Source organism: Virgisporangium aurantiacum, assembly GCF_016863635.1.
GTDB lineage: Bacteria > Actinomycetota > Actinomycetes > Mycobacteriales > Micromonosporaceae > Virgisporangium > Virgisporangium aurantiacum.
Genome location: NZ_BOPG01000006.1, coordinates 101,160 through 124,374 on the forward strand (window position 1 = coordinate 101,160; position 23,215 = coordinate 124,374).

24 protein-coding genes and 1 pseudogene are annotated in these 23,215 nt (G+C 71.5%); 12 read left to right on the top strand and 13 right to left on the bottom strand.

Features of this window, described 5'->3' with window-relative positions:
- Nucleotides 1-12: 12 nt before the first annotated feature.
- From Vau01_RS04440 to Vau01_RS04475, 8 genes are read right to left on the bottom strand one after another with little or no spacing between them, the layout of a single operon-like run.
- Nucleotides 13-816 carry a sugar phosphate isomerase/epimerase family protein gene (locus Vau01_RS04440; protein WP_203987462.1) on the bottom strand — a complete coding sequence of 268 codons (804 nt, stop codon included), beginning with the start codon at nucleotides 814-816 and terminating at the stop codon, nucleotides 13-15.
- Nucleotides 813-1,583, bottom strand: coding sequence for an IclR family transcriptional regulator domain-containing protein (locus Vau01_RS04445; protein ID WP_203987464.1), 771 nt, complete (start codon nucleotides 1,581-1,583; stop codon nucleotides 813-815). Before Vau01_RS04445 ends, Vau01_RS04440 begins: the two co-directional genes overlap by 4 nt.
- Entirely contained in the window at nucleotides 1,573-1,944 is a 372-nt protein-coding gene (gene pcaC / locus Vau01_RS04450; protein WP_203987466.1) for a 4-carboxymuconolactone decarboxylase, read from the bottom strand. The genes Vau01_RS04445 and pcaC overlap by 11 nt, the downstream gene beginning before the upstream one ends.
- The gene (gene pcaB / locus Vau01_RS04455; protein WP_203987469.1) at nucleotides 1,941-3,935 is read right to left on the bottom strand and encodes a 3-carboxy-cis,cis-muconate cycloisomerase; all 1,995 of its coding nucleotides are present in this window, start codon (nucleotides 3,933-3,935) and stop codon (nucleotides 1,941-1,943) included. Before pcaB ends, pcaC begins: the two co-directional genes overlap by 4 nt.
- A gap of 13 nt (nucleotides 3,936-3,948) precedes the next feature.
- Complete coding sequence (gene pcaG, locus Vau01_RS04460) at nucleotides 3,949-4,563, bottom strand: protocatechuate 3,4-dioxygenase subunit alpha (protein WP_203987471.1); 615 nt, start codon at nucleotides 4,561-4,563, stop codon at nucleotides 3,949-3,951.
- Nucleotides 4,560-5,261: a protocatechuate 3,4-dioxygenase subunit beta gene (gene pcaH, locus Vau01_RS04465; RefSeq protein WP_203987473.1), complete on the bottom strand. Its 702-nt coding sequence runs from the start codon at nucleotides 5,259-5,261 to the stop codon at nucleotides 4,560-4,562. The genes pcaG and pcaH overlap by 4 nt, the downstream gene beginning before the upstream one ends.
- Nucleotides 5,261-6,004: a CoA-transferase subunit beta gene (locus Vau01_RS04470; protein WP_203987474.1), complete on the bottom strand. Its 744-nt coding sequence runs from the start codon at nucleotides 6,002-6,004 to the stop codon at nucleotides 5,261-5,263. Before Vau01_RS04470 ends, pcaH begins: the two co-directional genes overlap by 1 nt.
- Nucleotides 6,001-6,795, bottom strand: coding sequence for a CoA transferase subunit A (locus Vau01_RS04475; protein ID WP_203987476.1), 795 nt, complete (start codon nucleotides 6,793-6,795; stop codon nucleotides 6,001-6,003). The genes Vau01_RS04470 and Vau01_RS04475 overlap by 4 nt, the downstream gene beginning before the upstream one ends.
- 191 nt (nucleotides 6,796-6,986) lie before the next feature.
- On the opposite strand from Vau01_RS04475, the gene Vau01_RS04480 reads away from it, so the two are divergent.
- The 7 genes from Vau01_RS04480 (at nucleotide 6,987) to Vau01_RS04510 (ending at nucleotide 12,640) form a co-directional block, all read left to right on the top strand.
- Nucleotides 6,987-7,196, top strand: coding sequence for a hypothetical protein (locus Vau01_RS04480; protein WP_203987478.1), 210 nt, complete (start codon nucleotides 6,987-6,989; stop codon nucleotides 7,194-7,196).
- Nucleotides 7,197-7,295: 99 nt separating this feature from the next.
- Nucleotides 7,296-7,544, top strand: a complete 249-nt coding sequence (locus tag Vau01_RS04485; protein WP_203987480.1) for a hypothetical protein — start codon at nucleotides 7,296-7,298, stop codon at nucleotides 7,542-7,544.
- Between the two features lie 17 nt (nucleotides 7,545-7,561).
- Nucleotides 7,562-8,395, top strand: coding sequence for an SDR family oxidoreductase (locus tag Vau01_RS04490; RefSeq protein ID WP_203987482.1), 834 nt, complete (start codon nucleotides 7,562-7,564; stop codon nucleotides 8,393-8,395).
- A complete protein-coding gene (locus tag Vau01_RS04495; RefSeq protein WP_239151297.1) occupies nucleotides 8,392-9,075 on the top strand; it encodes a SanA/YdcF family protein in 684 nt (227 codons plus the stop codon). The genes Vau01_RS04490 and Vau01_RS04495 overlap by 4 nt, the downstream gene beginning before the upstream one ends.
- Nucleotides 9,076-9,141: 66 nt before the next feature.
- Complete coding sequence (locus tag Vau01_RS04500; RefSeq protein ID WP_203987485.1) at nucleotides 9,142-9,675, top strand: PadR family transcriptional regulator; 534 nt, start codon at nucleotides 9,142-9,144, stop codon at nucleotides 9,673-9,675.
- On the top strand, nucleotides 9,672-10,322 hold the full coding sequence (locus Vau01_RS04505) for an ABC transporter ATP-binding protein (RefSeq protein ID WP_203987487.1): 651 nt from the start codon (nucleotides 9,672-9,674) through the stop codon (nucleotides 10,320-10,322). The genes Vau01_RS04500 and Vau01_RS04505 overlap by 4 nt, the downstream gene beginning before the upstream one ends.
- Nucleotides 10,319-12,640, top strand: a complete 2,322-nt coding sequence (locus Vau01_RS04510; protein WP_203987490.1) for an ABC transporter permease family protein — start codon at nucleotides 10,319-10,321, stop codon at nucleotides 12,638-12,640. The genes Vau01_RS04505 and Vau01_RS04510 overlap by 4 nt, the downstream gene beginning before the upstream one ends.
- Here the strand turns inward: Vau01_RS04510 and Vau01_RS04515 are convergent.
- From Vau01_RS04515 to Vau01_RS04530, 4 genes and pseudogenes are all read right to left on the bottom strand, one after another.
- The gene (locus Vau01_RS04515; RefSeq protein WP_203987494.1) at nucleotides 12,627-13,493 is read right to left on the bottom strand and encodes a hypothetical protein; all 867 of its coding nucleotides are present in this window, start codon (nucleotides 13,491-13,493) and stop codon (nucleotides 12,627-12,629) included. The genes Vau01_RS04510 and Vau01_RS04515 overlap by 14 nt on opposite strands.
- A gap of 9 nt (nucleotides 13,494-13,502) precedes the next feature.
- Nucleotides 13,503-13,868 (bottom strand): hypothetical protein, encoded by a 366-nt coding sequence (locus Vau01_RS04520; RefSeq protein WP_203987496.1) that lies wholly within the window; start codon nucleotides 13,866-13,868, stop codon nucleotides 13,503-13,505.
- Nucleotides 13,869-13,988: 120 nt separating this feature from the next.
- Nucleotides 13,989-14,357: a 5'/3'-nucleotidase SurE gene (locus Vau01_RS04525; RefSeq protein WP_308440433.1), complete on the bottom strand. Its 369-nt coding sequence runs from the start codon at nucleotides 14,355-14,357 to the stop codon at nucleotides 13,989-13,991.
- Nucleotides 14,353-14,645 (bottom strand): annotated as a pseudogene (locus Vau01_RS04530) (phosphofructokinase); the annotation flags it as partial. The gene Vau01_RS04525 and the pseudogene Vau01_RS04530, both read right to left, overlap by 5 nt.
- Before the next feature lie 130 nt (nucleotides 14,646-14,775).
- Here Vau01_RS04530 and Vau01_RS04535 point away from each other — a divergent pair.
- From Vau01_RS04535 to Vau01_RS04555, 5 genes are all read left to right on the top strand, one after another.
- On the top strand, nucleotides 14,776-16,743 hold the full coding sequence (locus tag Vau01_RS04535; RefSeq protein ID WP_203987502.1) for an alpha-1,4-glucan--maltose-1-phosphate maltosyltransferase: 1,968 nt from the start codon (nucleotides 14,776-14,778) through the stop codon (nucleotides 16,741-16,743).
- Nucleotides 16,744-16,772: 29 nt separating this feature from the next.
- The gene (gene treS / locus Vau01_RS04540; RefSeq protein ID WP_203987505.1) at nucleotides 16,773-18,608 is read left to right on the top strand and encodes a maltose alpha-D-glucosyltransferase; all 1,836 of its coding nucleotides are present in this window, start codon (nucleotides 16,773-16,775) and stop codon (nucleotides 18,606-18,608) included.
- 69 nt (nucleotides 18,609-18,677) lie between these two features.
- Entirely contained in the window at nucleotides 18,678-20,009 is a 1,332-nt protein-coding gene (locus Vau01_RS04545; protein WP_203987508.1) for a maltokinase N-terminal cap-like domain-containing protein, read from the top strand.
- Nucleotides 20,010-20,044: 35 nt separating this feature from the next.
- Nucleotides 20,045-22,150 carry a 1,4-alpha-glucan branching protein GlgB gene (gene glgB, locus Vau01_RS04550; RefSeq protein ID WP_203987510.1) on the top strand — a complete coding sequence of 702 codons (2,106 nt, stop codon included), beginning with the start codon at nucleotides 20,045-20,047 and terminating at the stop codon, nucleotides 22,148-22,150.
- A gap of 75 nt (nucleotides 22,151-22,225) precedes the next feature.
- Entirely contained in the window at nucleotides 22,226-22,720 is a 495-nt protein-coding gene (locus tag Vau01_RS04555) for a CAP domain-containing protein (RefSeq protein ID WP_203987512.1), read from the top strand.
- A 37-nt stretch (nucleotides 22,721-22,757) separates the two neighbouring features.
- Here Vau01_RS04555 and Vau01_RS04560 read toward each other — a convergent pair whose 3' ends face one another.
- The gene (locus Vau01_RS04560) at nucleotides 22,758-23,207 is read right to left on the bottom strand and encodes a hypothetical protein (protein WP_203987514.1); all 450 of its coding nucleotides are present in this window, start codon (nucleotides 23,205-23,207) and stop codon (nucleotides 22,758-22,760) included.
- Between the last annotated feature and the right edge of the window lie 8 nt (nucleotides 23,208-23,215).

Below are 23,215 nucleotides of genomic sequence, written 5' to 3' on the forward strand. Positions count from 1 at the left end.
GATCGGCCGGGTTTATGGACTACCGCGCTGACCAGGCGTGTGGGTTCGGAGGAACGCGGGAATCGAGCGGACCGCGTCCTCGCCGCGGAGGCGGCACTCGACCGCGAGGTAGCCGTCGTAGTCCTCCAGCGCCGCCAGCACCGCGGCCCAGTTCAGGTGACCGGCACCCGGCTGCAGCCGGTTCGAGTCGCTGACCTGCACGTGTCCCAGGTACGGGGCGGCCGCCCGCAGCGCCGCGGCCGGATCGTCCTCCTCGATGTTCATGTGGAACGTGTCGGCGACGACCTTCACATGCCCGTTGCCCACCGCCCGCACCAACTCGACCGCCTGGTCGAGGCGGTTCACCATGTGGTCCTCGTACCGGTTCAGCGGTTCGAGGTACAGCTCGACGCCCTCGGCAAGAGCATGCGCCCCCAGCTCGGAGAGCGCTTCCAGCAGCACCTCGCGGTCGTCGGCCGCGCTGCGGGGCGGCTCGAACGGCGGCAGGCGGCGGGAGAACATCCCCCACGACGCCGGCGTCATCGCGCCCCGGCCGCCGATCTCGGCGATCACGCTCAGCTGCGACCGCAGTTGAGCGACCGCGTCGCGCCGCAGGTCGGGGTCGAACGCGCCGATGAAGTGCGGCATCTCGACGCACACGGTCGGCATCGGCACCCCGGCGGCGGCCGCCGCACGCAGCTCCGGCAGGCGCTCGCGGAACGCGAAGCCGCCCCTGCCGCGCAGCTCGATCGCGTCGTACCCGGCGCCCGCGGCGAACTCCCACTTCTCGGGCAGGGTCGCCCCCGGCAGCAGTTGCTCCTGGCAGGAGATCTTCATGCGACGGCGAGGTCGCGCTCGATGGCCGCGGCGGCGGCGCGCAGCGGGGGAACGAGTTTGCGGCGGATGCCGTCGAGCGTGGTGCGGCTGGCGTGTACGGACACGTTGATCGCCGCCACCGTGCTGCCGGCGCGGTCCCGCACGGGCGCGGCCACCGAGCGGAGCCCGGCCTCGAGCTCCTGGTCGACGATCGCCCAGCCCTGGGCCGCCACCCGCTCCAACTCCGAGCGGAGCGCCTCCGCCGAGATGATCGTGCGCGGCGCCAGCCGTTCCAGCCGCACGCGGGCCAGGTAGGCCGCCAGCTCGGGCCCGGGCAGGGCCGCCAGCAGCACCCGGCCCATGGAGGTCGCGTACGCGGGGAAGCGCGTTCCCACGTTGATCGCCACCGTCATGATCCGGGCGGTCGGCACCCGCGCGACGTAGATGATGTCGTCGCCGTCGAGCACCGACATCGACGACGACTCGTGCACCTCGGCGACCAGCCGCTCCAGGTGGGGCGCCGCCACCTCGGGCAGCGACAGGCTGCTCAGGTACGCGTACCCGAGTTCGAGCACCCGCGGCGTCAGCCGGAACAGCCGCCCGTCGGTGCGGACGTACCCGAGGTCGGCCAGGGTCAGCAGGAACCGGCGGGCGGCGGCCCGCGTCAGGTCGCAGTGCCGGGCGACCTCGCTCAGCGTCAACTCGGGGCGTTGGGCGTCGAACGCGCGGATCACCGCCAGCCCGCGCTCCAGCGACTGGACGAAGTGCGCCTCGCGCTCATTCACCATCAGCGAGCACCCGGCGCGCGATCGCGAATGCCGAGTTCGCCGCCGGTACCCCCGCGTACACGGCCGTGTGGAGCAGCACCTCGCCGATCTCGGCCTCGGTCAGCCCGTTGCGCCGGGCCGCCCGCACGTGCATCGCCAACTCCTCGTGCCGGCCCAGCCCGGCCAGCAGCGCGAGCGTGATCATGCTGCGCGACCGCCGGTCGAGGCCGTCGCGGGCCCACACCTCGCCCCACGCCATCTTCGTGATGAACTCCTGGAACGGCGCGGTGAACGGCGTCGTGCCGGCCAGCGCCGCGTCGACGTGCTCGTCACCGAGCACCTCCCGCCGCACGGCCATGCCGCGATCATAAGTCTCGCTCATGTCTCCTCCAGGAACGGCACGAGCAGCGCCGTCACCGCGTCGGGTCGTTCGAGACAGGCCAGGTGTGCCGCGTCGGGCAGCACCGAGAACCGCGCTCCGGAGATCGCCGCCGCGATCTCGCGGCCGCGCTCCGGCGGGCTCGCCGGGTCGGCGGCCCCCGAGAGGACGAGCGTGGGCGCCGTGACAGAACCCAATAGTGGACGCACATCAGCGTGCTCCAGCACCCCGCAGCACCCGGCGTACCCCTCGGCGGGCGTCGCCGCGACCATCGCGCGCGCCGCGGCCACCGTGTACGGCGGGGCGTCGGCCGTGAACCAGCGCGCCACCACCGCGTCGGCGACGGCCGCGGTGCCGGACGCGCGCACCAGGGCGGCCCGCTCCACCCAGGTCGACGGCGGTGCGAACCGCGCCGCCGTGCAGACCAGCGCGAGCCGCCGCACCCGCTCCGGCGCGTACGCCGCGAGCCACATCGCCTGCACCCCGCCCAGCGACACGCCGGCCACGTGCGCCGACTCGATCTCCAGCGCGTCGAGCAGCGCCAGCACGTCGGCGCCCAGGCCGGCCAGGCTGTACGGGCCGGGCGGCACCGGCGACCCGCCGTGCCCCCGCGTGTCGCACCGGATCACCGTGAACCGCGCCGCCAGCGCTGGGAGCAGACCATCCCACATGGACATATCGCTGCCGAGCGAGTTGAGCAGCAGCAGCGGCGGCCCGGCGCCGACCACGTCGTGATTCAACGGAACCGGAGCCGGCAGCAGCGCTCGCAACTGCCGGGTGATCAGTTCCTGGGTGCTGCCGAGGTAGGCGCGGGGATCCAGGTGGACACCGGGTGCGTGCCGCTCGACCAGGTCGCCGAGCGGCCCGGTGTTGGCGCGGATCAGCCGCCGCGCCTCGTCGCCCCCGACCCGCGAGGCGAGCACGTGCCCGGCCCACTCCGCCATCAGCGCGTCGACCTGATCGTCGACGGTGGACCTCATCCGGTCGGCGTCGACCACCAGGTTGTCGAGGCAGTCGCGCAGCCACGAGACGGCGGACCCGACGGTCTCCAGCAGCGACCGCAACGGACGCCACTCCGCGTGCCACGACCCCGCCGCCCGCTGGAACTCGTGCGGCATCGCGGCCAGCAGCGTGGCGACGAGCCCGGGTGCCTGCGCCGCACCGGCCGCCGCCGCCACGGCCGCGACGGGGTTGCGCTTGTGCGGCATCGTCGACGACCCGCCCCGGTCGAGGCCGTCGCTCAGCTCGCCGAACGAGGCGTACAGGGTGACGTCGCGCGCGATCTTCCCGACCGCGCCCGCCACCGTGCCCAGCGCGCCGGCGATCTCGGCGATCCGCACGCGGTCGGTGTGCCACGGCGCCACCGGCACGGCCAGACCAAGCTCCTCGGCGAGCGCCTCCATCACGCCGACGCCGAAGTCGTCGAACGCGGCCAGCGTGCCCGCGGCACCACCGAACTGCACGGCGAGGCGCTCCGCGGCTACCCGCGAGAGAACGGCGGACGCCTCGTGCAACGCCGTCGCCCACCCCGCCGCCACCAGACCGAAGGTGGTGGGCAACGCCGGCTGCAGCAGCGTGCGTCCACTCAGAATCGAATGACGGTGCGCGGCCGCGAGGTCCGCCGCGCGCCCGGCGGTGGCCGCGAGGTCGGCCCGCAACAGCCCCGTGGCCTCGCGCACCACGAGCATCGCGGCCGTGTCGACGATGTCCTGGCTCGTCGCTCCCTTGTGGACGTACGGCGCGATGTCGTCGGGCAGCGCCGCCCGCAGCGCGCGCACCAACGGCTCGGCCGGGTTGCCGGTCGCGGCGGCGCCCGCGGCGACGGCCTCGGGGTCGACGCCGGCCGCGCACGCGGCGCGGATCGCCTCGGCGGCCGGCGCGGGAATCAGCCCGAGCCGTGCCTCCACTGTGGACAGTGCGGCCTCGACGGTGAGCATCGCCCGCAGCCACGCCGGCCCGGCGACGGCGTCGGCGACGGGGCCCGCAGCGAGCACCGCCGCGAACGGGTCAGATGGCGAAGAAGACGGTTTCATCAGCGCCCTGCAGCCGTACGTCGAACCGGTACCGGCGGTCGCCCACCGGCCCGGCCACCAGCGTTCCCCGGCGCCCGGCCGGCACCGACGACAGCACCGGGTCCAGCGCGTTCGCCGCCTCCTCGTCGCCGAAGTAGATGCGGGTGACCACCCGGTTGAGCAGGCCACGGGCGAACACCGACACGTCGATGTGCGGCGCCTGCGGCGTTCCGTCGGCGGCCGGCACCGGGCCGGGCTTGCGGGTGACGATGCGGTACGAGCCGTCGGGTTCGGTGGGGCAGCGGCCGAAGCCGCGGAATGGGGGGCCGTCAGCGGGTGCAGCGGAGCGGAGCCCGCGGTCAAACGGCCTTGGCAGCACGGTCGCCTTCTCGCGCGGGTCGTCGGGGTGGTTGAAGTAGCCGTCGGGGTCGGCCTGCCACGTCTCGACGAGCGCGTCGGGCACGGGTGCGCCGTTCCCGTCGGTGACCACGCCCTCGATGACGATGGCGTCGGCGTCGTTCTCGTCGACCACGTACGGCCCGTCGGGCCAGGGCAGCCCGATCGACAGGAACGGCCCGACGGTCTGCGACGGCGTCAACCCGTGACTCATGGCCGGTTCTCCATCGGGGTTGCGTCGCGACCGCGGAGCACGATGTCCCACTCGAAACCGAGCGCGTACGACTCCTCGGTCGCGTCGAGGTCGAAGCGGGCCGTCATCCGCGTGCGCGCCTTGGCGTCCCGGACCGAGTGCATGATCGGATCATGCGGGAACAACGGGTCGTCCGGGAAGTACATCTGGGTGACCAGGCGTTGCGTGAACGCCCGCCCGAACAGCGAGAAGTGGATGTGCGCCGGCCGCCAGGCGTTGGTGTGGTTGCCCCACGGGTACGCGCCCGGCCGGATCGTGAGGAAGCGGTACCGGCCCTCGGCATCGGTGAGCACCCGCCCGGCACCGGTGAAGAACGGATCGAGCGGCGCGTCGTGCTGGTCGGCCTTGTGCAGGTACCGGCCGGCCGCGTTCGCCTGCCACACCTCGACGAGCGTGTGCGGCACCGCGCGCCCGTCCTCGTCGACGACCCGACCGTGGACGATGATCCGCTGGCCCTGTGCCTCGCCCCCGACGCCCCGGGTGAGGTCGGCGTCGGCCTCCGTGACGCGGCCCTCCCCCAGCACCGGGCCGGTGATCTCGGTGAGCGAGTGCGGCAGCAGCACCAGCGGCTGGGCCGGCGCGCGCAGCACCGTGGACTTGTACCCCGGCCACAGCAGCGGCGGGTGCACTGTTCCGTCGTCGCGCCGGTATCCCTGCATTAGCTCTCCTCCAGTTCCCGGAGAACGGCGAGTTCGGTGTCGGTGGGCGGTTCGGTGGTGCCCAGGTCTGTGGCGACGCGAAGCTCCCAACCAGACCTCTTGAGAGCGACATCGAGATCCACCCCTGGGTGGATGCGCGTGAGCGTCAGCTCGCACGAGGATGGGTCCGGTTCCAGCACACCGAGATCGGTGATCACCCGCACCGGTCCGCGTCCCTTCAGGCCCAGCCGTTCCCGGCTGCCCGGTCCGTCGCCGTACCCCACGGAGGTGATGAAGTCGAGCCGCTCCACGAACGTCCGCAACGACTGCTGCACCACCACGATCACCTCGCGGCACGAGGCCGCGATCTCCGGGGCGCCGCCGGCCCCGGGTAGGCGCACCGCCGGGTCGGCGTAGTCGCCGATCACGGTGGTGTTGATGTTGCCGAAGCGGTCGATCTGCGCCGCGCCGAGGAACCCGACGTCGATGCGCCCGGGCTGCAGCCAGTAGTTGAAGATCTCCGGCACCGACACCACCGAGTCGGCGGTCTCGGCGAGGATGCCGTCGCCGATCGAGAGCGGCAGCCGGTCGGGCTTGGCGCCGATCGTGCCCGACTCGTAGATCAGCACCAGGTCGGGTGCGGAGGTGCGCCGGGCCAGGTTGGCGGCGGCGCTCGGGCGTCCGATGCCGACGAAGCACCGGGTGCCGTTCCGCAGTGCCCGCGCGGCCTCCACGGTCATCATCTCGGCGTCGGTCCAGCTCATAGCGCTTCGAGCCACTTCGTGAACGTGTCGCGGTCGCGGCTGATCGCGTCCCACTCCTGGTAATAGGTGTTGTCGCGCTCGTAGTAGCCGAGCGCGTAGCTCGGGCGCGCGCCGCCCGGTACCGCGGCCACGTACGTGGTGATCCACGACGGCAGCACCACCGCGCCGGGCAGCGGCGTCAGTTCGTCCACGATCTCCTCGACCGTCACCAGGGAGGCCCGCGACGCGAGAACGACTTCCTTCTGGACGCCCGTGATGCCCCACATCTGCACATTGCCAGACCGGTCGGCGCGCTGGGCGTGGATGATCCCGACGTCGGGGTTGATCGCCGGCACGGCGGTGAGCTCCTCACCGGTGAACGGGCAGGTGAGCGGCTTGATGGTGGCGGTGTACTTCGCCAGGTCGGTGCCCTTGTAGCCGCGCAGCACCGCGAACGGCAGGCCGGCCGCACCGGCGGCGAACCGGTTGGCCATGCCGGCGTGGCTGTGCTCCTCGGTCTCCAGCGGCACCGGCCAGCCGCGCTGCACGGCGTCGCGGAACCGGTGGAGCGAGCCGACGCCCGGGTTGCCGGCCCAGGAGAACACGAGTTTGCGCGCGCAGCCCGCGCCGATCAGCTGGTCGTAGACGATGTCGGGGGTCATCCGGACCAGCGTGAGGTCGCGCCGGCCCTGCCGGATGATCTCGTGACCGGCCGCCACCGGGATCAGGTGGGTGAACCCCTCCAGCGCGACGGTCGCCCCGTCGGTGACGAGCGCCGCGACGGCGTGTTCGAGCGTGGTGACCTCACCCATCGCGGTCCGTCTGCCTCCGCGTGCCGGTTGTGCGTAATCCGAACGGTAGTACGCAAGGCGAACCTACGGCGACTGCGTCGCGGCTGTCAACGTGATGGGCCCTCGTGATGGCACCGTTTAACTTCCGCCGCCCCGGGGGTATCAACCTGCCGCCTCAGCACCCCCGGATCTACCTGATGACAGGAGTTGCAATGCGTGCGGGATCGATAGGCGGAGTGATCATTCTGATCTGGCTGATCATCGGCGCCATCGCCGCCGGACAGCGCGGGTACTTCTCCGACGACGAGACGACCAGTTGCGCCGAGGTCGGCACTGTACTGGTCACGATCGTGGCCGGGCCGCTCAACTACGTCGGCGCCAACCCGAAGGTCGACTGCGAGGTGCCCGAGCCCTCCCAGTGAGATCTGGGGGGATCCCCCGATGGCAGAGGTTGCGCAGGCGCGCGACTCTGGAACTCGCGGGTGGCCAGGAGGGCACCCGCGCAGTGAAGGGGGATCCCCATGGGGAACGCCGTAAAGCTCATCGCATGGCTGGTGCTGCCGATCGCCGGCCTGGTCGCGCTCGGAGCGCTGGCCATCTGGCTGTTCCAGGCTCTGATGGGCGTCCTTGTCTATCTGCTCGTCGGCATCGCGGTCGCGGCCGGCGGGGCGTACCTCTACCAGAAGGCCAAGCGGGCCGTCGGCCCCGGCACCCGTACCCGGATGCGGCTCGACGCGGCCGCCGAGACGTACCGCCAGCGCAACCCCTAGGTCGTTAAGGTCGGCGCATGAGTCATGCGCCGACCTTGGCTGTTACCGGGTCGACCGGCCGGTTGGGCGGCCGGGTCGCCCGGCTGCTCGGAATACCGCAGCGGTTGGTCGTCCGCGACGCCACCCGGGCACCCGACCTGCCCGGATGCACGGTCGCGGTGGCGACCTACGACGACGGCCCGGCCGTCCGGGCCGCGCTCGCCGGTGCCACCACCGTGTTCATGGTGTCGGGCGCCGAGCATCCCGACCGGGTGACGCAGCACCGCACGTTCGTCGACGCCGCGGCCGCCGCCGGCGTCTCGCACCTCGTGTACACCTCGTTCTACGGCGCGTCGCCGACCTCCACCTTCACGCTGGCCCGCGACCACTTCGCCACCGAGGAACACATCAAGGCCAGCGGCCTCGCGTACACGTTCCTGCGCGACAACCTGTACGCCGACTTCTTCCCGCTGATGGCCGACGAGCACGGTGTCATCCGTGGCCCGGCCGGCGACGGCCGGGTCGCGGCGGTGGCGACCGACGACGTGGCCGCGGTGGCGGCGGCGGTGCTCACCGACCCGGCGGCCCACGTTGGCGCCACGTACGACCTCACCGGCCCGGTCGCGCTGACCCTGCACGAGGTCGCCGAGATCATCACCGCCGCCGGTCCCGGGCCGGCGCGCTACGTGCCGGAGACGGTCGAGGAGGCGTACGCGTCCCGGGCGGTCTACGGCGCGCCGCCGTGGCAGGTCGACGCGTGGGTCAGCACCTACACGGCGATCGCCGCCGGTGAACTGGCGACCGTGAGCGACGCCGTGCCCCGGCTCACCGGCCGGCCCGCCTTGACGCTCGCTGCCATCCTGAGCGGGTGAAGTACCTGCGCCGGAACTGGCGGGCCCTGCTCCTCCGTGGAGTGCGCCTGTCGATCGCCGGCGCCCTCGCCGTCATCGCGCTCACCGGCGCGAGCGTGGCCTGGATGCGGGCCGGCAGCGGCGATTTCATCTTCGGTGAGCGCGACGTTCCCGAGGCGCCGGTCGCCCTGGTGCTCGGCGCGCAGGTGTACAGCACCGGCGAGCCCTCGCCGTTCCTCCAGGCCCGGCTCGCGATCGCGCAGCGGCTGCTGGAGACCGGCAAGGTGCGGGCGATCCTGGTCTCGGGCGACCACCGCGCGTGGCGCTACGACGAGCCTGGCGCCATGCTGCGCTGGCTCAGCGACCGCGGCGTGCCCCGCACCAAGATCGCGATGGACCACGCCGGGTTCGACACGTACGACTCGTGCGTGCGGGCGGTGAAGGTGTTCGGCGTGCGCCGGGCGATCGTCGTCACCCAGACGTACCACCTTCCCCGTGCCGTCACCCTGTGCCGCCGCATCGGCCTCGATGCGTACGGCGTCGGCGACGCGTCCGTCCAGCAGTTCCGCAAGCCGTGGCTGATCAGCTCGACGCGCGAGCACGGCGCGTGCGTCAAGGCCGTGGTCGACCTCGTCAGCGGACGCGACCCGGTCTTCCTCGGCAGGCACGAGACAACCGTCGACGACGCCATCAGCGCGTAGATCCCGGCAGGTTCGAACTAGCAACCGGGTTGCCACCGTAGCAACTCGGTTGCTAGCGTCCCCGCCATGTCCGTTTCCCGAACGCTGCTCGGGTTGCTCGAACCCGGCGCGCAGCACGGCTACACGCTGCGCCAGCGGTACGACTTCTGGTTCGGCGCCACCCGTCCGTTGAAGTCGGCGCAGGTCTACTCCACGCTGCAGCGCCTCCAGCGCGACGGACTCGCCGACCTCGCCGGGGTCGCCGCCGGAGAGGGGCCCGACCGGCGGCTCTACGCGATCACCGAGGCGGGCGTCTACGAGCTGAACCGGTGGCTGCAGGAGCCCGAGGTGCCCGAGGTGTCGGCCACCCGCCGGGTCCTCTTCGCCAAGGTCGTCCTCGCGCTGCACTCCGGCCGGTCGGCCCGGGAACTGCTCGACGCGCAGCGCCAGGCGCACCACGCCCGGATGCGCGAGATGCGGCAGGCCCGCCAGCGCGGCGACCTGATGGTCCAGCTCGACGCCGACTTCGAGATGTACCACCTCGACGCAGACCTGAAGTGGATCGACGGCGCCGAGGCCCGGCTCGACCGGCTCGCCGCGTACATCAAGGAGGCGCCATGATCATCGCGCGGAACCTCGTCGTCCGGTTCGGGCAGACGCTCGCGCTCGCCGGCACCAGCATCGGCCTCGCGCCCGGCGAGGTGGTCGCGGTCATGGGGCCGTCCGGGTCGGGCAAGTCGACGCTGCTGCACGTGCTCGCCGGCATCCTGCGGCCCGACCAGGGCGAGATCCACGTCGGCCACCAGCGCATCGACAACCTGCCCGACGCGGCGCGCAGCCGGATGCGGCTGAAGGCGTTCGGGTTCGTGCTCCAGTTCGGCGACCTGGTGCCGGAGCTGTCCCTGCGGGAGAACGTGGAGCTGCCGCTGCGGCTGCTGAAGGTGTCGCGGGCCGAGGCGCGCGAGAAGGCACGCGGCCTGCTCACCGAGCTCGAGATCGACGACGTCGCCGACCGGCGACCCGGCCAGGTGTCCGGCGGTCAGGCCCAGCGGGCCGCCGTCGCACGGTCGCTGGTGCACCAGCCGTCGGTCATCTTCGCCGACGAGCCCACCGGCGCCCTCGACAGCGCGTCCGGCGAGACCGTGCTCGATTCGTTCACCGAGCTGGCCCGGCGCCGCGCCACCACGGTCCTCCTGGTGACCCACGAGGCCCGCGTCGCCGCGTACGCCGACCGCACGATGTACCTCCGCGACGGGAAGCTCGCATGAGGCTGATCCTGCTCGGGCTGCGGATGTCCATCGGGTCCGGGCGGGGCGGGATGCTGCGCACCGCCCTCATGTCGTCGGGCGCCGCGCTCGGCGTGCTGATCGTGCTCGCCGCGCTGGCGTCGGGCGCGGTGGCGAAGGCGCAGGACGAGCGGGCCCGGGGCCGCTCGCCGGTCTACGCCACCGAGGGCGACTACAGCTCCGACACCGACGGCGGGTCCCGGTACACCGACAGGCCCGTCGTCGCCGGCGCGACCCGGCTGATCGAGATCGACGACGCGATCGGCCACACGCCGCTGCGTCGCATCGCGATCGGCGGCGCCACCGCCGACACCGAGGTACCGCCCGGCCTGGCCCGGCTGCCGGCACCGGGCGAGATCGTGGTCTCGCCGGCGCTGGCCGAGCTGATCCGCACCGACGCCCGCGCGCGGGAGCGGTTCCCGCAACGGATCATCGGCACCATCGGCAGGAAGGGGCTGATCGCCCCGAACGAGCTGCGCGCGTACGTGGGCGTCGCGGTCGACGATCCCGGCCTCGACGAACAGCGGGCGCTGGCCGGGTTCGGCGGGCCGCTGCGGTTCGGCCGGGGCGACGAGATGTCCGATCCCGACGTGTTCAGCCCGGCCCGCTACGCGGCCATCGCGTTCGCCCTGTTCGTGCTGGTGCCGTTCGGCGTCTTCCTGGCGACGTGCGCGCGGCTGTCGGCCACCACGCGCGACCGGCGGATCGCCGGCCTGCGGCTGCTCGGCGTGTCGGCCCGGCAGGCGGCGGTGGTCAACGCGGCGGAGACCGGGGTGGTCGCCGGCGGTGGTGCGGTGCTGGGCGCCGTGCTGTACGGCGTCCTGGCCCCGCTGAGCACGGGCTGGCCGGTCGGCCGGCTGCAGTGGTACGCGTCCGACGTGTCCGTCGGGGTCGGATGGCTGATCGTCGTGGTCGCCGGCACCGTCGCGTTCGCGATCGCGGTGGGCGTCCTCGCCGGCCGGCCGGCCCGGCTCGACCCGCTGGGGGTGCGGCGCGGGGCACCCGCGGCGCGGCCGACGCCGTGGCGGCTGGTGCCGCTGGTCCTCGGGCTCGCCGCCGCGGCCGTGGCCGGCCTGTACGAGCGCATACCGGTCGACCAGCGGGCCCTGTGGCTGCTGGGCGCGGTGCTGTTCACCGGCCTCGGCATGTCGATCGCGTTGCCGGTGTTCAGCTACGCGGCCGCCGGGCTGGTCCGGCGGCTGCCGGCCGCGCCGGTGTGGCTGGAACTGGCCGCCGCCCGGGTGCGGCACAGCCCGGGCGTCGCGCCGCGGCTGGTCGCGTCGCTCACCGTCGCGATCTACGTCGCCGGTCTCGGCTCGCTCAGCATCGCGCTGGTCGCGACCGACCGCGACCTGGTCCGCGAGGCGACGCCGTCCTCGGCCACGCTGTTGCAGATCAGCTCGCCGCCGCCGGGGCTCGCCGCCGACCTGCGGGCGACGCCCGGCCTCACCGTCGCCGCGCTGCCGCCGGTTCCGGTGACGATCGGCGGCGTCGAGAAGAACGCCCTCATGGGTGACTGCGCCGAGGTGGTGGCCATGTACCGGCTCGGAGCGGGCCAGTCCTGCGTCGACGGCCAGGTCTACTGGCTCGACGTGACGGTCTACGGGCCGGGCGCACCGGAGAAGCCGTCGTTCTCCGGCGAGATCAAGCTGACCGACGGCACGGTCGTGCCGACACCCACCGTGACGCTCACCGCGTCGCCGCGGTTCAACGTCGCGCAGACCGCGCCGGTGCTGATCACCCGGCAGGCGCCGGTGCTGGCCGGGTTCGAGCCGGAGTGGAAGAGCTTCGACCTGGTGGCCGCCGACGCGCGGGCCGTCGAGCGGGCGGCGCGGGTCGTCTCCGCCACGGCGCCGGCCACGTACCTGCAGGGCGACCTCGGCGGCTATCGCGGCATCGACTCGAACCTGCTGGTCCTGATCCTGGTGTGCGGGCTGACGGTGACGTTCGTGCTCGGCGTCGGCTCGTTCGCCGCCGCGGCGATCGACCGCACCATGGAACGCCGGCGCGACAACGCGACGCTGATCGTGGTGGGCACCCGGCCGGCCCTCGTGGCCGCCGGCGAGGCCGGATCCGGCGCGCTGCCGCTGGCGCTCGGGCTGGTGACGGCGTCGGCGGCGACGATGGTGATCGCGGCCAGCCTCGCCGGGATCCTGAACGTCCGGATCGGGTTCGTCTTCGACCGGCTCGCGCCCGTGCTCTGGCTCGCCGGCGCCGCCCTGCTGACCGGTCTCGTGCTGATCGCCGTGCCCGCGTACGTCACCCAGCGAATCACCGCCGAGAGCCTCAGACGGCCGTGATGACCACGTCGCCGGACAGCCGCCCGCCCTCCGGGGCACGGGTCACCGCACCGGCCGTGAGCAGCGAGGTGATCGCCGCGGTGGTGTCGGCGCTGCGGTACACGGTGTCGGTGAGCGTGAACCGGCGGAGTTCGGTGACGGTCCGGCCACCGGTCGCGGTCTCCGGAGAGGACGCGAGGTACGCGAGCAGTTCGCGGCGCAGCGGGCCGGGGTGCGGCTTGAGGGAGATGTCGAGCAGGTGGCCGTCGGGGTCGCCGGGATCGCGGTACCGGACCCCGGCGTACTCGTCCACCGCCCACATCGCGTTCTTGAACGCCTCCAGGCTGCGGTCCTGCGACGAGGCGAACGCGACCAGGCGCGAATCGCCGTCGACCAGTTCGACGCCCGACGTGAGCGTGAACCCGGCCGCGCGCAGTTCGCCCCGCCGGAGCGGCCACGTGCCGGGCGTCGTGGCGAGCATCAGCTCGGCCGGCTTCCCCGCGATGACGGCCGCGAGCAGGTCGGCGGACGGGCCGTCGGGAAGGTCGAGGAACGCGAGCAGCGGGGCCTTCGCGGACCCGGCGGCCTTCAGCGCGACCGGCAGGCGCTCCACCGGCGGACCGGCGACGGGATACACGTCGAGGTCCCCGGCCAGGCCGCCCACCGGCTCGGGGGTGACCACGACGAAGCCCAACCGGCGCCCCCGGAACCGGTCGGAGAACTCGGCGAACACCCGCAGCGCCGCCTCGGGCAACGCGGGCGCCGACGAGTGGGACGCGTACGCGAACGTCGCGCGCCGGGCGTGCAACGCGGTCGGCGTCCACACGTCGAGGTAGCGCACCAGCATTTCCTGCACGACCCCGGAGACCGACATACCGAAACCTTAGAGCGCGGGGCTCTGGTCGACCCCCAGGCAAGCCACCAACCGGTCGGCGTCAGCCGTGAAGAACAGTTGGAAATGGACCGGCGGATTCTCCACGGTCACCGAACCGATCACCACCTCACCCGGCGCGTGCGCCCGCAGCGCCGCCACCGCCTCCGGGAACCCGACGGTCGGCGTGCCGACACGTTCCATCGCGCGCATCCGCCGCGCGTACGAGTTCGCCAGTTGCTCCGCTGCCATCTTCTCCGCATACACCACGTACTCGGCTTCGCCGTGCAACGCCTGACGGCACGCGGTCTCGGCCGGCCCAGGGCCCCCCAGCAACGAGATGAGAGCATCCCGCCGCATGTCGATATTGCCGGTCATAGATCGGCAGGCTACATACCGCTGGCCAGCGTCGACAGTCGACCCGAAAAATCGATCATGCATCTGCACGTGCGTTTTCGATGACGATTTCGGGATCCTCACCCACCGCCCTTATCGGCGTCACGCTCGCGTAACCATCGGCAGCACGAACCCTTCACCCGCTTCCGCGATTGCAACTTGCACCTGTCCGAAAGACGCCAGTGACCCGCGACGCAGACCCGCCACCTTGTCGGGTGGCAGGTCCGGCACGTTGAGATTGAACACGGTTCCGGCCGGCGCGCGGGAGAGCTGAGACAGCAGTGTCACCGCCAGGTCGGCCGCCGTCGCCCAGTTGCGCGTCTCGTCGTCGACGGTGCCGGAGTGCAGCACGGCGTGGCCCGCGTTCGCGCCCCGGTTGATGCCCGACACCACGACGTCGGGCGGCGGGCCGAACGCGCCGAGGTTGCCCAGCACCACGATGTAGGCGGGCGAGGCGGCGACGGGTTCCACTGAGGACGGACACCGTGGCGCGCAGCCCCTCGGCGAGGGCCAGCCCGTACAACTCGTCGACCTCGTGCCGGGTCAGCGGATGCCCCTCGTACGCGGCGACCTCGTCGCGCGAGCCCGCGCGCCGGTCGTGCACGTACCACCCCGACGTGCTCTCCCGCGGCACACCCGCAGGGTCAGGTCCTCGCGGGCCTGCCAGATGCCCTGGCCGCCGGGGTGCACGTGCAACTCGTCGTGCTCGCCGAACCGCTCGACGGTCACGGTCAACTGCGGTGCCGGAGCGAAGACCATCGCGTTCGGGGTTGACATTCCCCAGAACTACCCGACGTAGGTGACCGTGGGCCGCCGAACAAGCGAACAACGACGCGAGTTTGCTTCGTCACCGTGAAGATCGGCCGCTGTGCCGTTAACGTCAGAGAGGATGGTCGGCAGAATCCCTATCGAAGACGTGACCCCAGCGGTCTCGTGCGGTCGCCACCTGGCCAAGGCCGTGGTCGGCGAGGTCGTGCCCGTGTCCGCAACCTCCTACCGGGAAGGCCACGACGCCCTCGGCGTCAACGTGGTCTGGCAGGGCCCCGACGGCGAGCCCCGGCCGTTCACCCGGCTGCGCGCCGGCGAGCCGGGAACCGACAGGTGGCACGGCGCCATCCGGCCCGACGCCACCGGTCGCTGGACGTTCGCCGTCGAGGCGTGGGGCGACCCGTACCTCACGTGGTGGAACGCCGTCACCAAGAAGATCGACGCCGGCCAGGGCACCGAGGACCTCGCCAACGACCTCGCCGAGGGCGTCGAGATCCTGCGGATCGCCGCCGCGGGCGTCCCGCCGGAGCGGCGGCCGGAACTCGACGCGGCGGGCGAGGCCCTCGCCGACAAGGACCGGGCCCTGTTCGAACGGGTGTCCCCCGCCCTCGGCCTGCGCGAGTTGCTGTGGGACCACCCGGTGCGCGAGTTCGTCAGCCGGTCGGCCACGTACGGCATCTGGGTCGACCGCAAGCTGGCGAACTTCTCGGCCTGGTACGAGTTCTTCCCCCGCTCGGAGGGCGCGGTCATCGCGGCCGACGGCGCGCCGGTGAAGCACGGCACGTTCGCCACGGCCACCGAACGGCTGCCCGCCGTCGCGGCGATGGGATTCGACATCCTCTATCTCCCACCGGTGCACCCCATCGGGCGGGTCAACCGCAAGGGCCGCAACAACGCGCTGGTCGCCGGGCCGACGGACGTCGGCTCACCGTGGGCGATCGGCTCGGCCGAGGGCGGCCACGACACCATCCATCCCGAACTCGGAACGGAGGAGGACTTCCAGACCTTCATCAAGGCCGCCGCCGAGGTCGGCCTGGAGGTCGCGATGGATCTGGCGCTGCAATGCGCGCCCGATCACCCCTGGGTCACCGCGCACCCCGAGTGGTTCACGGTGCGGCCCGACGGACAGATCGCGTACGCCGAGAACCCACCGAAGAAGTACCAGGACATCTACCCGATCAACTTCGACAAGGACCCCGCCGGGATCCGGGCCGAGGTGCTGCGGGTGGTGCTGCACTGGGTGAGTCTCGGCGTGAAGATCTTCCGGGTCGACAACCCGCACACCAAGCCGGTCAACTTCTGGGAGTGGTTGATCTGGCAGGTCAAGAAGGTAGACCCGGACGTGCTGTTCCTCGCCGAGGCGTTCACGCGTCCGGCGATGATGCACGGCCTCGGCAAGATCGGTTTCACCCAGTCGTACACCTACTTCACTTGGCGCACGACGGCCTGGGAGATGCGGCAGTACTGCGAGCAACTGATCGAGGCGAGTGACTACATGCGGCCGAACTTCTGGCCGAACACGCCCGACATCCTGCACGAGACGCTGCAACACGGCGGCCCGCCGATGTTCAAGCTCCGTGCCGTACTGGCCAGCATGCTCACGCCGTCGTGGGGGATGTACGCGGGTTACGAACTGTTCGAGCACCTTCCGCGGCCGGGCGCGGAGGAGTACCTCGACAACGAGAAGTTCCAGTTGCGCCCCCGCGACTGGTCCGGTGCGGAGAGGGCCGGGCGTTCGCTCGCGCCGTATCTGACCCGGCTCAACCAGATCCGACGCGAGAATCCGGCCCTGCACTGGTTGCGCAACCTGCGTTTCCACGACGTCGACAACGGGGCCCTGCTGTGCTGGTCGAAGCGCGATCCCGAGACCGGGAACACGGTGCTCGTGATCTGCACGTTCGACTCGGCACATCAGCAGTGGGGTAACACGACCCTGGACATGCCCGCGCTCGGCTTCGATTGGCATGAGCGCTTCACGGTAAGGGACCAACTTACCGGCGCTACGTACGATTGGGGGCAGCATAATGCGGTCTTGCTCGATCCGTATCTGGAACCGGCACACATCTTCACGGTGCATCGCCAGGCGTAATCCACTGATCAAGATGGCAGTTTAGAGCCATGGGCACCGGGCAAGCGCAAAGCGTGCACAACCCGAACGAACCCCACGACCCGAACGTCGCCACCGCCCGGAACGCGGACAGTGCCGCGGCGTCCGCGGCGGCGGCCGGCGAGGGCAGCCACGTGGCGGCCGACGGAACGGTCGAGCACCCCAGCGCCGACGACTACGGGCACGCCCGGGCGTTGCCGGCCGACACCACGTGGTTCCAGCGCGCGGTGTTCTACGAGGTGCTGGTGCGCGCGTTCCACGACTCGAACGCCGACGGCTCCGGCGACCTGCAGGGCCTGATCAGCAAGCTCGACTACCTGCAGTGGCTCGGCGTCGACTGCCTCTGGCTGCCACCGTTCTACGACTCGCCCCTGCGCGACGGCGGCTACGACATCCGGGACTACTACAAGGTGCTGCCCGAGTTCGGGACGGTCGACGACTTCGTCCAGTTGCTCGACGCGGCGCACAAGCGCGGGATCCGCGTCATCACCGACCTCGTCGTGAACCACACGTCGGACAGCCACCCGTGGTTCCAGGAGTCCCGCTCCGACCCCGACGGCCCGTACGGCGACTACTACATGTGGAGCGACACCGACGAGCAGTACCCCGACGCGCGGATCATCTTCGTCGACACCGAGGAGTCGAACTGGACGTACGACCCCGTGCGTCGCCAGTTCTTCTGGCACCGGTTCTTCTCCCACCAGCCGGACCTGAACTACGACAACCCCAAGGTCCAGCAGGAAATGATCGACGTCATGCGGTTCTGGCTGGACCTCGGCATCGACGGGTTCCGGCTCGACGCGGTGCCGTACCTGTTCGCGCGGGAGGGCACCAACTGCGAGAACCTGCCGGAGACGCACGCGTTCCTCAAGCAGGCGCGGAAGATCATCGACGACGAGTTCCCCGGCCGGGTGCTGCTCGCCGAGGCCAACCAGTGGCCGGCCGACGTGGTCGAGTACTTCGGTGACCCCGACGTCGGCGACGAGTGCCACATGGCGTTCCACTTCCCGCTGATGCCGCGCATCTTCATGGCCGTGCGCCGGGAGAGCCGGTTCCCGATCTCGGAGATCCTGGCCAACACCCCGGAGATCCCGAAGAACTGCCAGTGGGGCATCTTCCTGCGCAACCACGACGAGCTGACGCTCGAGATGGTCACCGACGAAGAGCGCGACTACATGTACGCGGAGTACGCCAAGGACCCGCGGATGCGGGCCAACGTCGGCATCCGGCGCCGGCTCGCGCCGCTGTTGGAGGGCGACCGCAACCAGATCGAACTGTTCACCGCGCTGCTGCTCTCGCTGCCCGGTTCGCCGGTGCTGTACTACGGCGACGAGATCGCCATGGGCGACAACATCTGGCTCGGTGACCGCGACGGCGTCCGCACCCCGATGCAGTGGAGCCCCGACCGCAACGCCGGGTTCTCCCGCGCCAACCCGGGCCGGCTCTTCCTGCCCCCGATCCAGGACCACGTGTACGGCTACCAGTCGATCAACGTCGAGGCTCAGCAGGAAAGCTCGATGTCGATCCTCAACTGGACCCGTATGATGCTCGCAATCCGCCGCCGCCACACCGCGTTCGCCGTCGGCGAGTTCCGCGAGTTGGGCGGCTCCAACCCGTCGGTCCTCGCGTTCGCGCGACAGCACGACGACGACGTCGTGATGTGCGTCAACAACCTGTCCCGCTTCCCGCAGCCGATCGAACTGAACCTGCACAACTGGAACGGCTACACGCCGATCGAGTTGTCGGGCCGGGTGCCGTTCCCCGCGATCGGCGAGCTTCCGTATCTGCTCACCATTCCCGGGCACGGGTTCTACTGGTTCCAGCTCTGCCCGCCGGAGCCCGACTGAGCCGACGACCACCACCCCCAGCCCACTGTTCCTGGCCGACCCCCCGAGCCCCCCAGCGAGGAAACGGCGATGCTTCCATTCGTAGACTGGCTCCCCCGGCAGCGCTGGTACGCGGGCCGCCACCGGCGGATCCAGGCCGTGCGGCCGGAAGCGGTCACTGCCCTGCCCGGCATGGACCACATGCTGCTCAACGTCACCTACGTCGACGGCGGCAGCGACCGCTACCAGGTGTTCGTCCGGTGGGGCGACCCGCAGCCGCCGGCCGCCGAACGGGCGACGGGAGCCCGCATCGGCGAGGCCGAAATGGAGGGCGGCACCCGCGTCGGCTTCGACGCGCTCTACGACGAGAGCGCGGCCCGCGAGATCCTCCAACTGATCGCCGACGACAAGAGCGTGGGGACGCTGCGGTTCGCGTCCGAGCCCGGTGCGACGCTGCCCGTCGACGCGCCGGCCCGGGTCGGTGACGCCGAGCAGAGCAACACCAGCGTGGTCTTCGACAGCGCGGCGGTGATGAAGCTGTTCCGCCGCGTGCCACCGGGCCTGAACCCCGACCTCGAGCTCAACCGGGTGCTGGCCCGGGCCGGCAGCCGGCACGTCGCGACGCTGCTCGGCGCGATCGAGAGCACCGATCCGGACGGGCAGCCGCTCACGCTCGGCATGGTGAGCGAGTACGCCCGGAACGCGGTCGAGGGCTGGGCGATGGCCGCCACCAGCGCCCGCGACCTGCTCAACGACCTCGACAAGCACGCCGACGAGGTGGGCGGCGACCTGGCCGGTGAGTCGTTCCGCCTCGGCGAGGCGGTCGCGACCGTGCACCGCACGCTCGCCGGCGAACTGGGCGTCACCACCGGCCGGATCTCCGTCGACGCGATGTGCGACCGGCTCGCCGAGGCCGTGAAGACCGTCCCCGAGCTCGCGCCGTACACCGACCGGGCCGAGGCGGCCCTGCGCGCGGCCGGCGACGTCGAGATCGACCTGCAGCGCGTGCACGGCGACCTGCACCTGGGCCAGGTGCTCCGCACACCGGCCGGCTGGTTGCTGATCGACTTCGAGGGCGAGCCGGGGCAACCGGTCGAGGAGCGGCGGCGGCCCGACTCGCCGCTGCGCGACGTCGCCGCCATGCTGCGCTCGTACGAGTACGCCGCCTACCAGGTGCTGGTGGGTCGCGAGGACGGCGACGACGAGAAGCTGAACGAGCGCGCCCGCGAGTGGATCGACCGCAACCAGAACGCGTTCTGCGAGGGATATGCCGCCGTAACCGGGTACGACCCGCGCGAACGGGGTATGGCGCTACGCGCCTACGAACTCGACAAGGCGCTGTACGAGGTGGCCTACGAGGCGAAGTTCCGGCCGGCGTGGATGCGGATCCCCCTGAAATCGGTCGATCGGCTGCTCCGCTAGCGTTTCCGCGTAAGGCCCCTGGGAAGGACTTCATGATGGACGCTCTCGTCGCGGGCAACACGCACGACCCGCACGCGGTACTCGGCGCGCACCCGTCCGGTGGCAACACCGTCATCCGCACGCTGCGCCGCGGCGCCGCCGACGTCTCGGTCGTCCTCGGCCGGGAGGACCGGCACCCGATGAAGCGGATCCACGACGAGGGCGTCTTCGAGGCGGTCGTGCCGGGAACGGTGCTCGACTACCGGCTCGAAGTCGACGGCGTCGAGGCCGACGACCCGTACCGGCACGCGCCGACGGTCGGCGAACTCGATCTGCACCTCATCCGTGAGGGTCGGCACGAGGGCCTCTGGAAGGTCCTCGGTTCCCAGCTCCGCGACGGCGGCGCGAGCTTCGCCGTGTGGGCGCCGAACGCCCGCGGCGTGCGGCTGATCGGTGATTTCGCCGGTTGGGGACCGCATGAGGGCTGGCCGATGCGGTCGCTCGGCGCCAGTGGCGTGTGGGAACTGTTCGTACCCGGGGTGCAGGAGTGGCAGCGGTACAAGTACCGCGTCCTCGGCCCCGACGGCGTGTGGCGGGAGAAGGCCGACCCGTACGCGCAGCACACCGAGGTACCGCCGCAGACCGCGTCGATGGTGTTCCGCTCGGGCTACCAATGGAACGACGCCGACTGGATGCGGCGGCGCGCCGAGACGTCGGCCCACCAGGAACCGATGAGCGTCTACGAGGTGCACCTGGGCTCGTGGCGGCCCGGACTGTCCTATGTGGAGCTCGCCGAGCAGCTCACCGAGTACGTGGTGGCGATGGGCTTCACCCACGTCGAGCTGATGCCGGTGATGGAGCACCCGTTCGGCGGCTCGTGGGGCTACCAGGTCACCGGCTACTACGCGCCGACGTCGCGGTTCGGTACGCCCGACGACTTCCGGTACCTGGTCGACAGGCTGCACCAGGCCGGCATCGGCGTGATCCTGGACTGGGTTCCGGCGCACTTCCCGAAGGACGAGTTCGCGCTGGCCCGGTTCGACGGCACGCCGCTGTACGAGCACGGCGACTGGCGGCTGGGCGAGCACCCCGACTGGGGCACGTACGTCTTCGACTACGGCCGGCCGGAGGTCCGCAACTTCCTGGTCGCGAACGCGCTCTTCTGGTGCGAGGAGTTCCACGCCGACGGGCTACGCGTCGACGCCGTCGCGAGCATGCTCTACCTCGACTACTCCCGTAAGGACGGCGAGTGGGCCCCGAACAAGCACGGCGGCCGCGAGAACCTCGACGCGATCTCGTTCCTGCAGGAGATGAACGCGACGGTCTACAAGCACCACCCCGGCGTGGTGACGATCGCCGAGGAGTCCACCAGCTGGTCCGGCGTCACCCGGGCCACCTACCTCGACGGGCTCGGCTTCGGCTTCAAGTGGAACATGGGCTGGATGCACGACTCGCTCCTGTACATGTCCAAGGACCCGGTGCACCGCCAATGGCACCACCACCAGATGACGTTCTCGCTGGTGTACGCGTGGAGCGAGAACTTCGTCCTGCCGATCAGCCACGACGAGGTCGTGCACGGCAAGGGGTCGCTGGCCGGCAAGATGCCCGGCGACAAGTGGCGCAAGCTCGCCCAGGTGCGGGCGCTGCTGGGGTTCATGTGGGCGCACCCCGGTAAGCAGTTGCTGTTCATGGGCTGCGAGCTGGCCGACTTCCAGGAGTGGAGCGAGTCGCGCGGGCTCGACTGGGATCTGCTCGGCGACCCGCAGCACGCCGGCGTGCACCGGCTGCTGGCCGACCTCAACGCCGTCTACAAGGCGACGCCGGCGCTGTGGACCCAGGACACCACGCCGGCCGGCTTCCGCTGGCTGAGTGCCGAGGACTCGGCGAACAACACGTTCTCGTTCCTGCGCATCGCCCCGAACGGCGAGCAGGTGGCGTGCGTGGTGAACTTCAGCGCCCTGCCGCACGAGAACTACCGCATCGGCCTCCCGAAGGCCGGCACCTGGCTGGAGATCGTCAACACCGACGCGGAGCTGTACGGCGGCTCCGGCGTCGGCAACCTGGGCCGGGTGACCACCGAGGACCAGCAGTGGCACGGCCAGCCCGTTTCCGTCGCGTTGCGGGTCCCGCCCCTGGGCGCGCTCTGGCTGAAACCGGAGTAGAGCCAGGTCGGTGCCGCATCGGTGCCAACGGGGTCTCTCCCTTGGGAGACGGCCGGGGGCTCCGATTCCGGTGGCATGACCAACCTCCTCCGGCGCGCCGCCGCCCTCGCTGCGATGTCCACGGCTCTCGTTGGCGGTGCCCTCATCGGCGCCGGCCCGGCGTCCGCCGCCACCGCCCCGAGCACCGACGCCACCTTCGAGGCGAGGGTCGTCAAGCTCACCAACGACAACCGGGTGAAGAACGGCTGCGCGGCCGTCCGCGTCGAGGTCAAGCTGACCACGGCGGCCCGCACGCACAGCGCCGACATGGTGACGAAGAACTACTTCAGCCACACTTCCACCGACGGACGCACGTTCCTCGTGCGCGCCAAGAGCGCCGGCTACACCGGTGCGATCGGCGAGAACATCGCGTGGGGCTACCGCACCCCCGAGCAGGTCGTCACCGCGTGGATGAACAGCGCCGGGCACCGGGCCAACATCCTGAACTGCAAGGCCAAGGCGGTCGGCGTCGGCCTCGCCAAGAAGACCGACGGCACCCCGTACTGGACCCAGGTCTTCGGTTCCGTCTGAGTCGTCCGTTCCGAGTTCCCGAACCGTACGTCCGCGATCAGCGGACGTACGGTTCGGCGTTTATGCAGGCCGTGACGCCGGCGACGGGTTGGACCGGCCCGACCGGCACCGACAGCGCCCGTTCCAGGTCGGCGTAGTGCCGCACGCAGGCCCGGATGGCGGCGGCCGCCGCCGGGCTCAACGCCATGGACTCCGCGCGGGCAAGCCGGTCGCGCTGGGCCCGCACCACCGCGAGTTCCGCGGCGACGGCGGCGGCCCGTTGCGCCGACCGGGCCGTCTGGGTCCGCAGGTGGCGGCGGTCCTCGTCGTGCGCGGACCGCTCCCGCACGAACAGCGTCCCGAAGATCGCCGTGGCCAGGAGCAGCACCGCCGTGACGGTGGGCAGCACCCGCACCCCGCCGCGCCGGGCCGGCGGCCGGACGACCCTGGCCGCGACCACCTCCCCGTCGATGACGTTGCGGTCGCCCGCCTTCAACTCCGGAGTCACGACCGGGC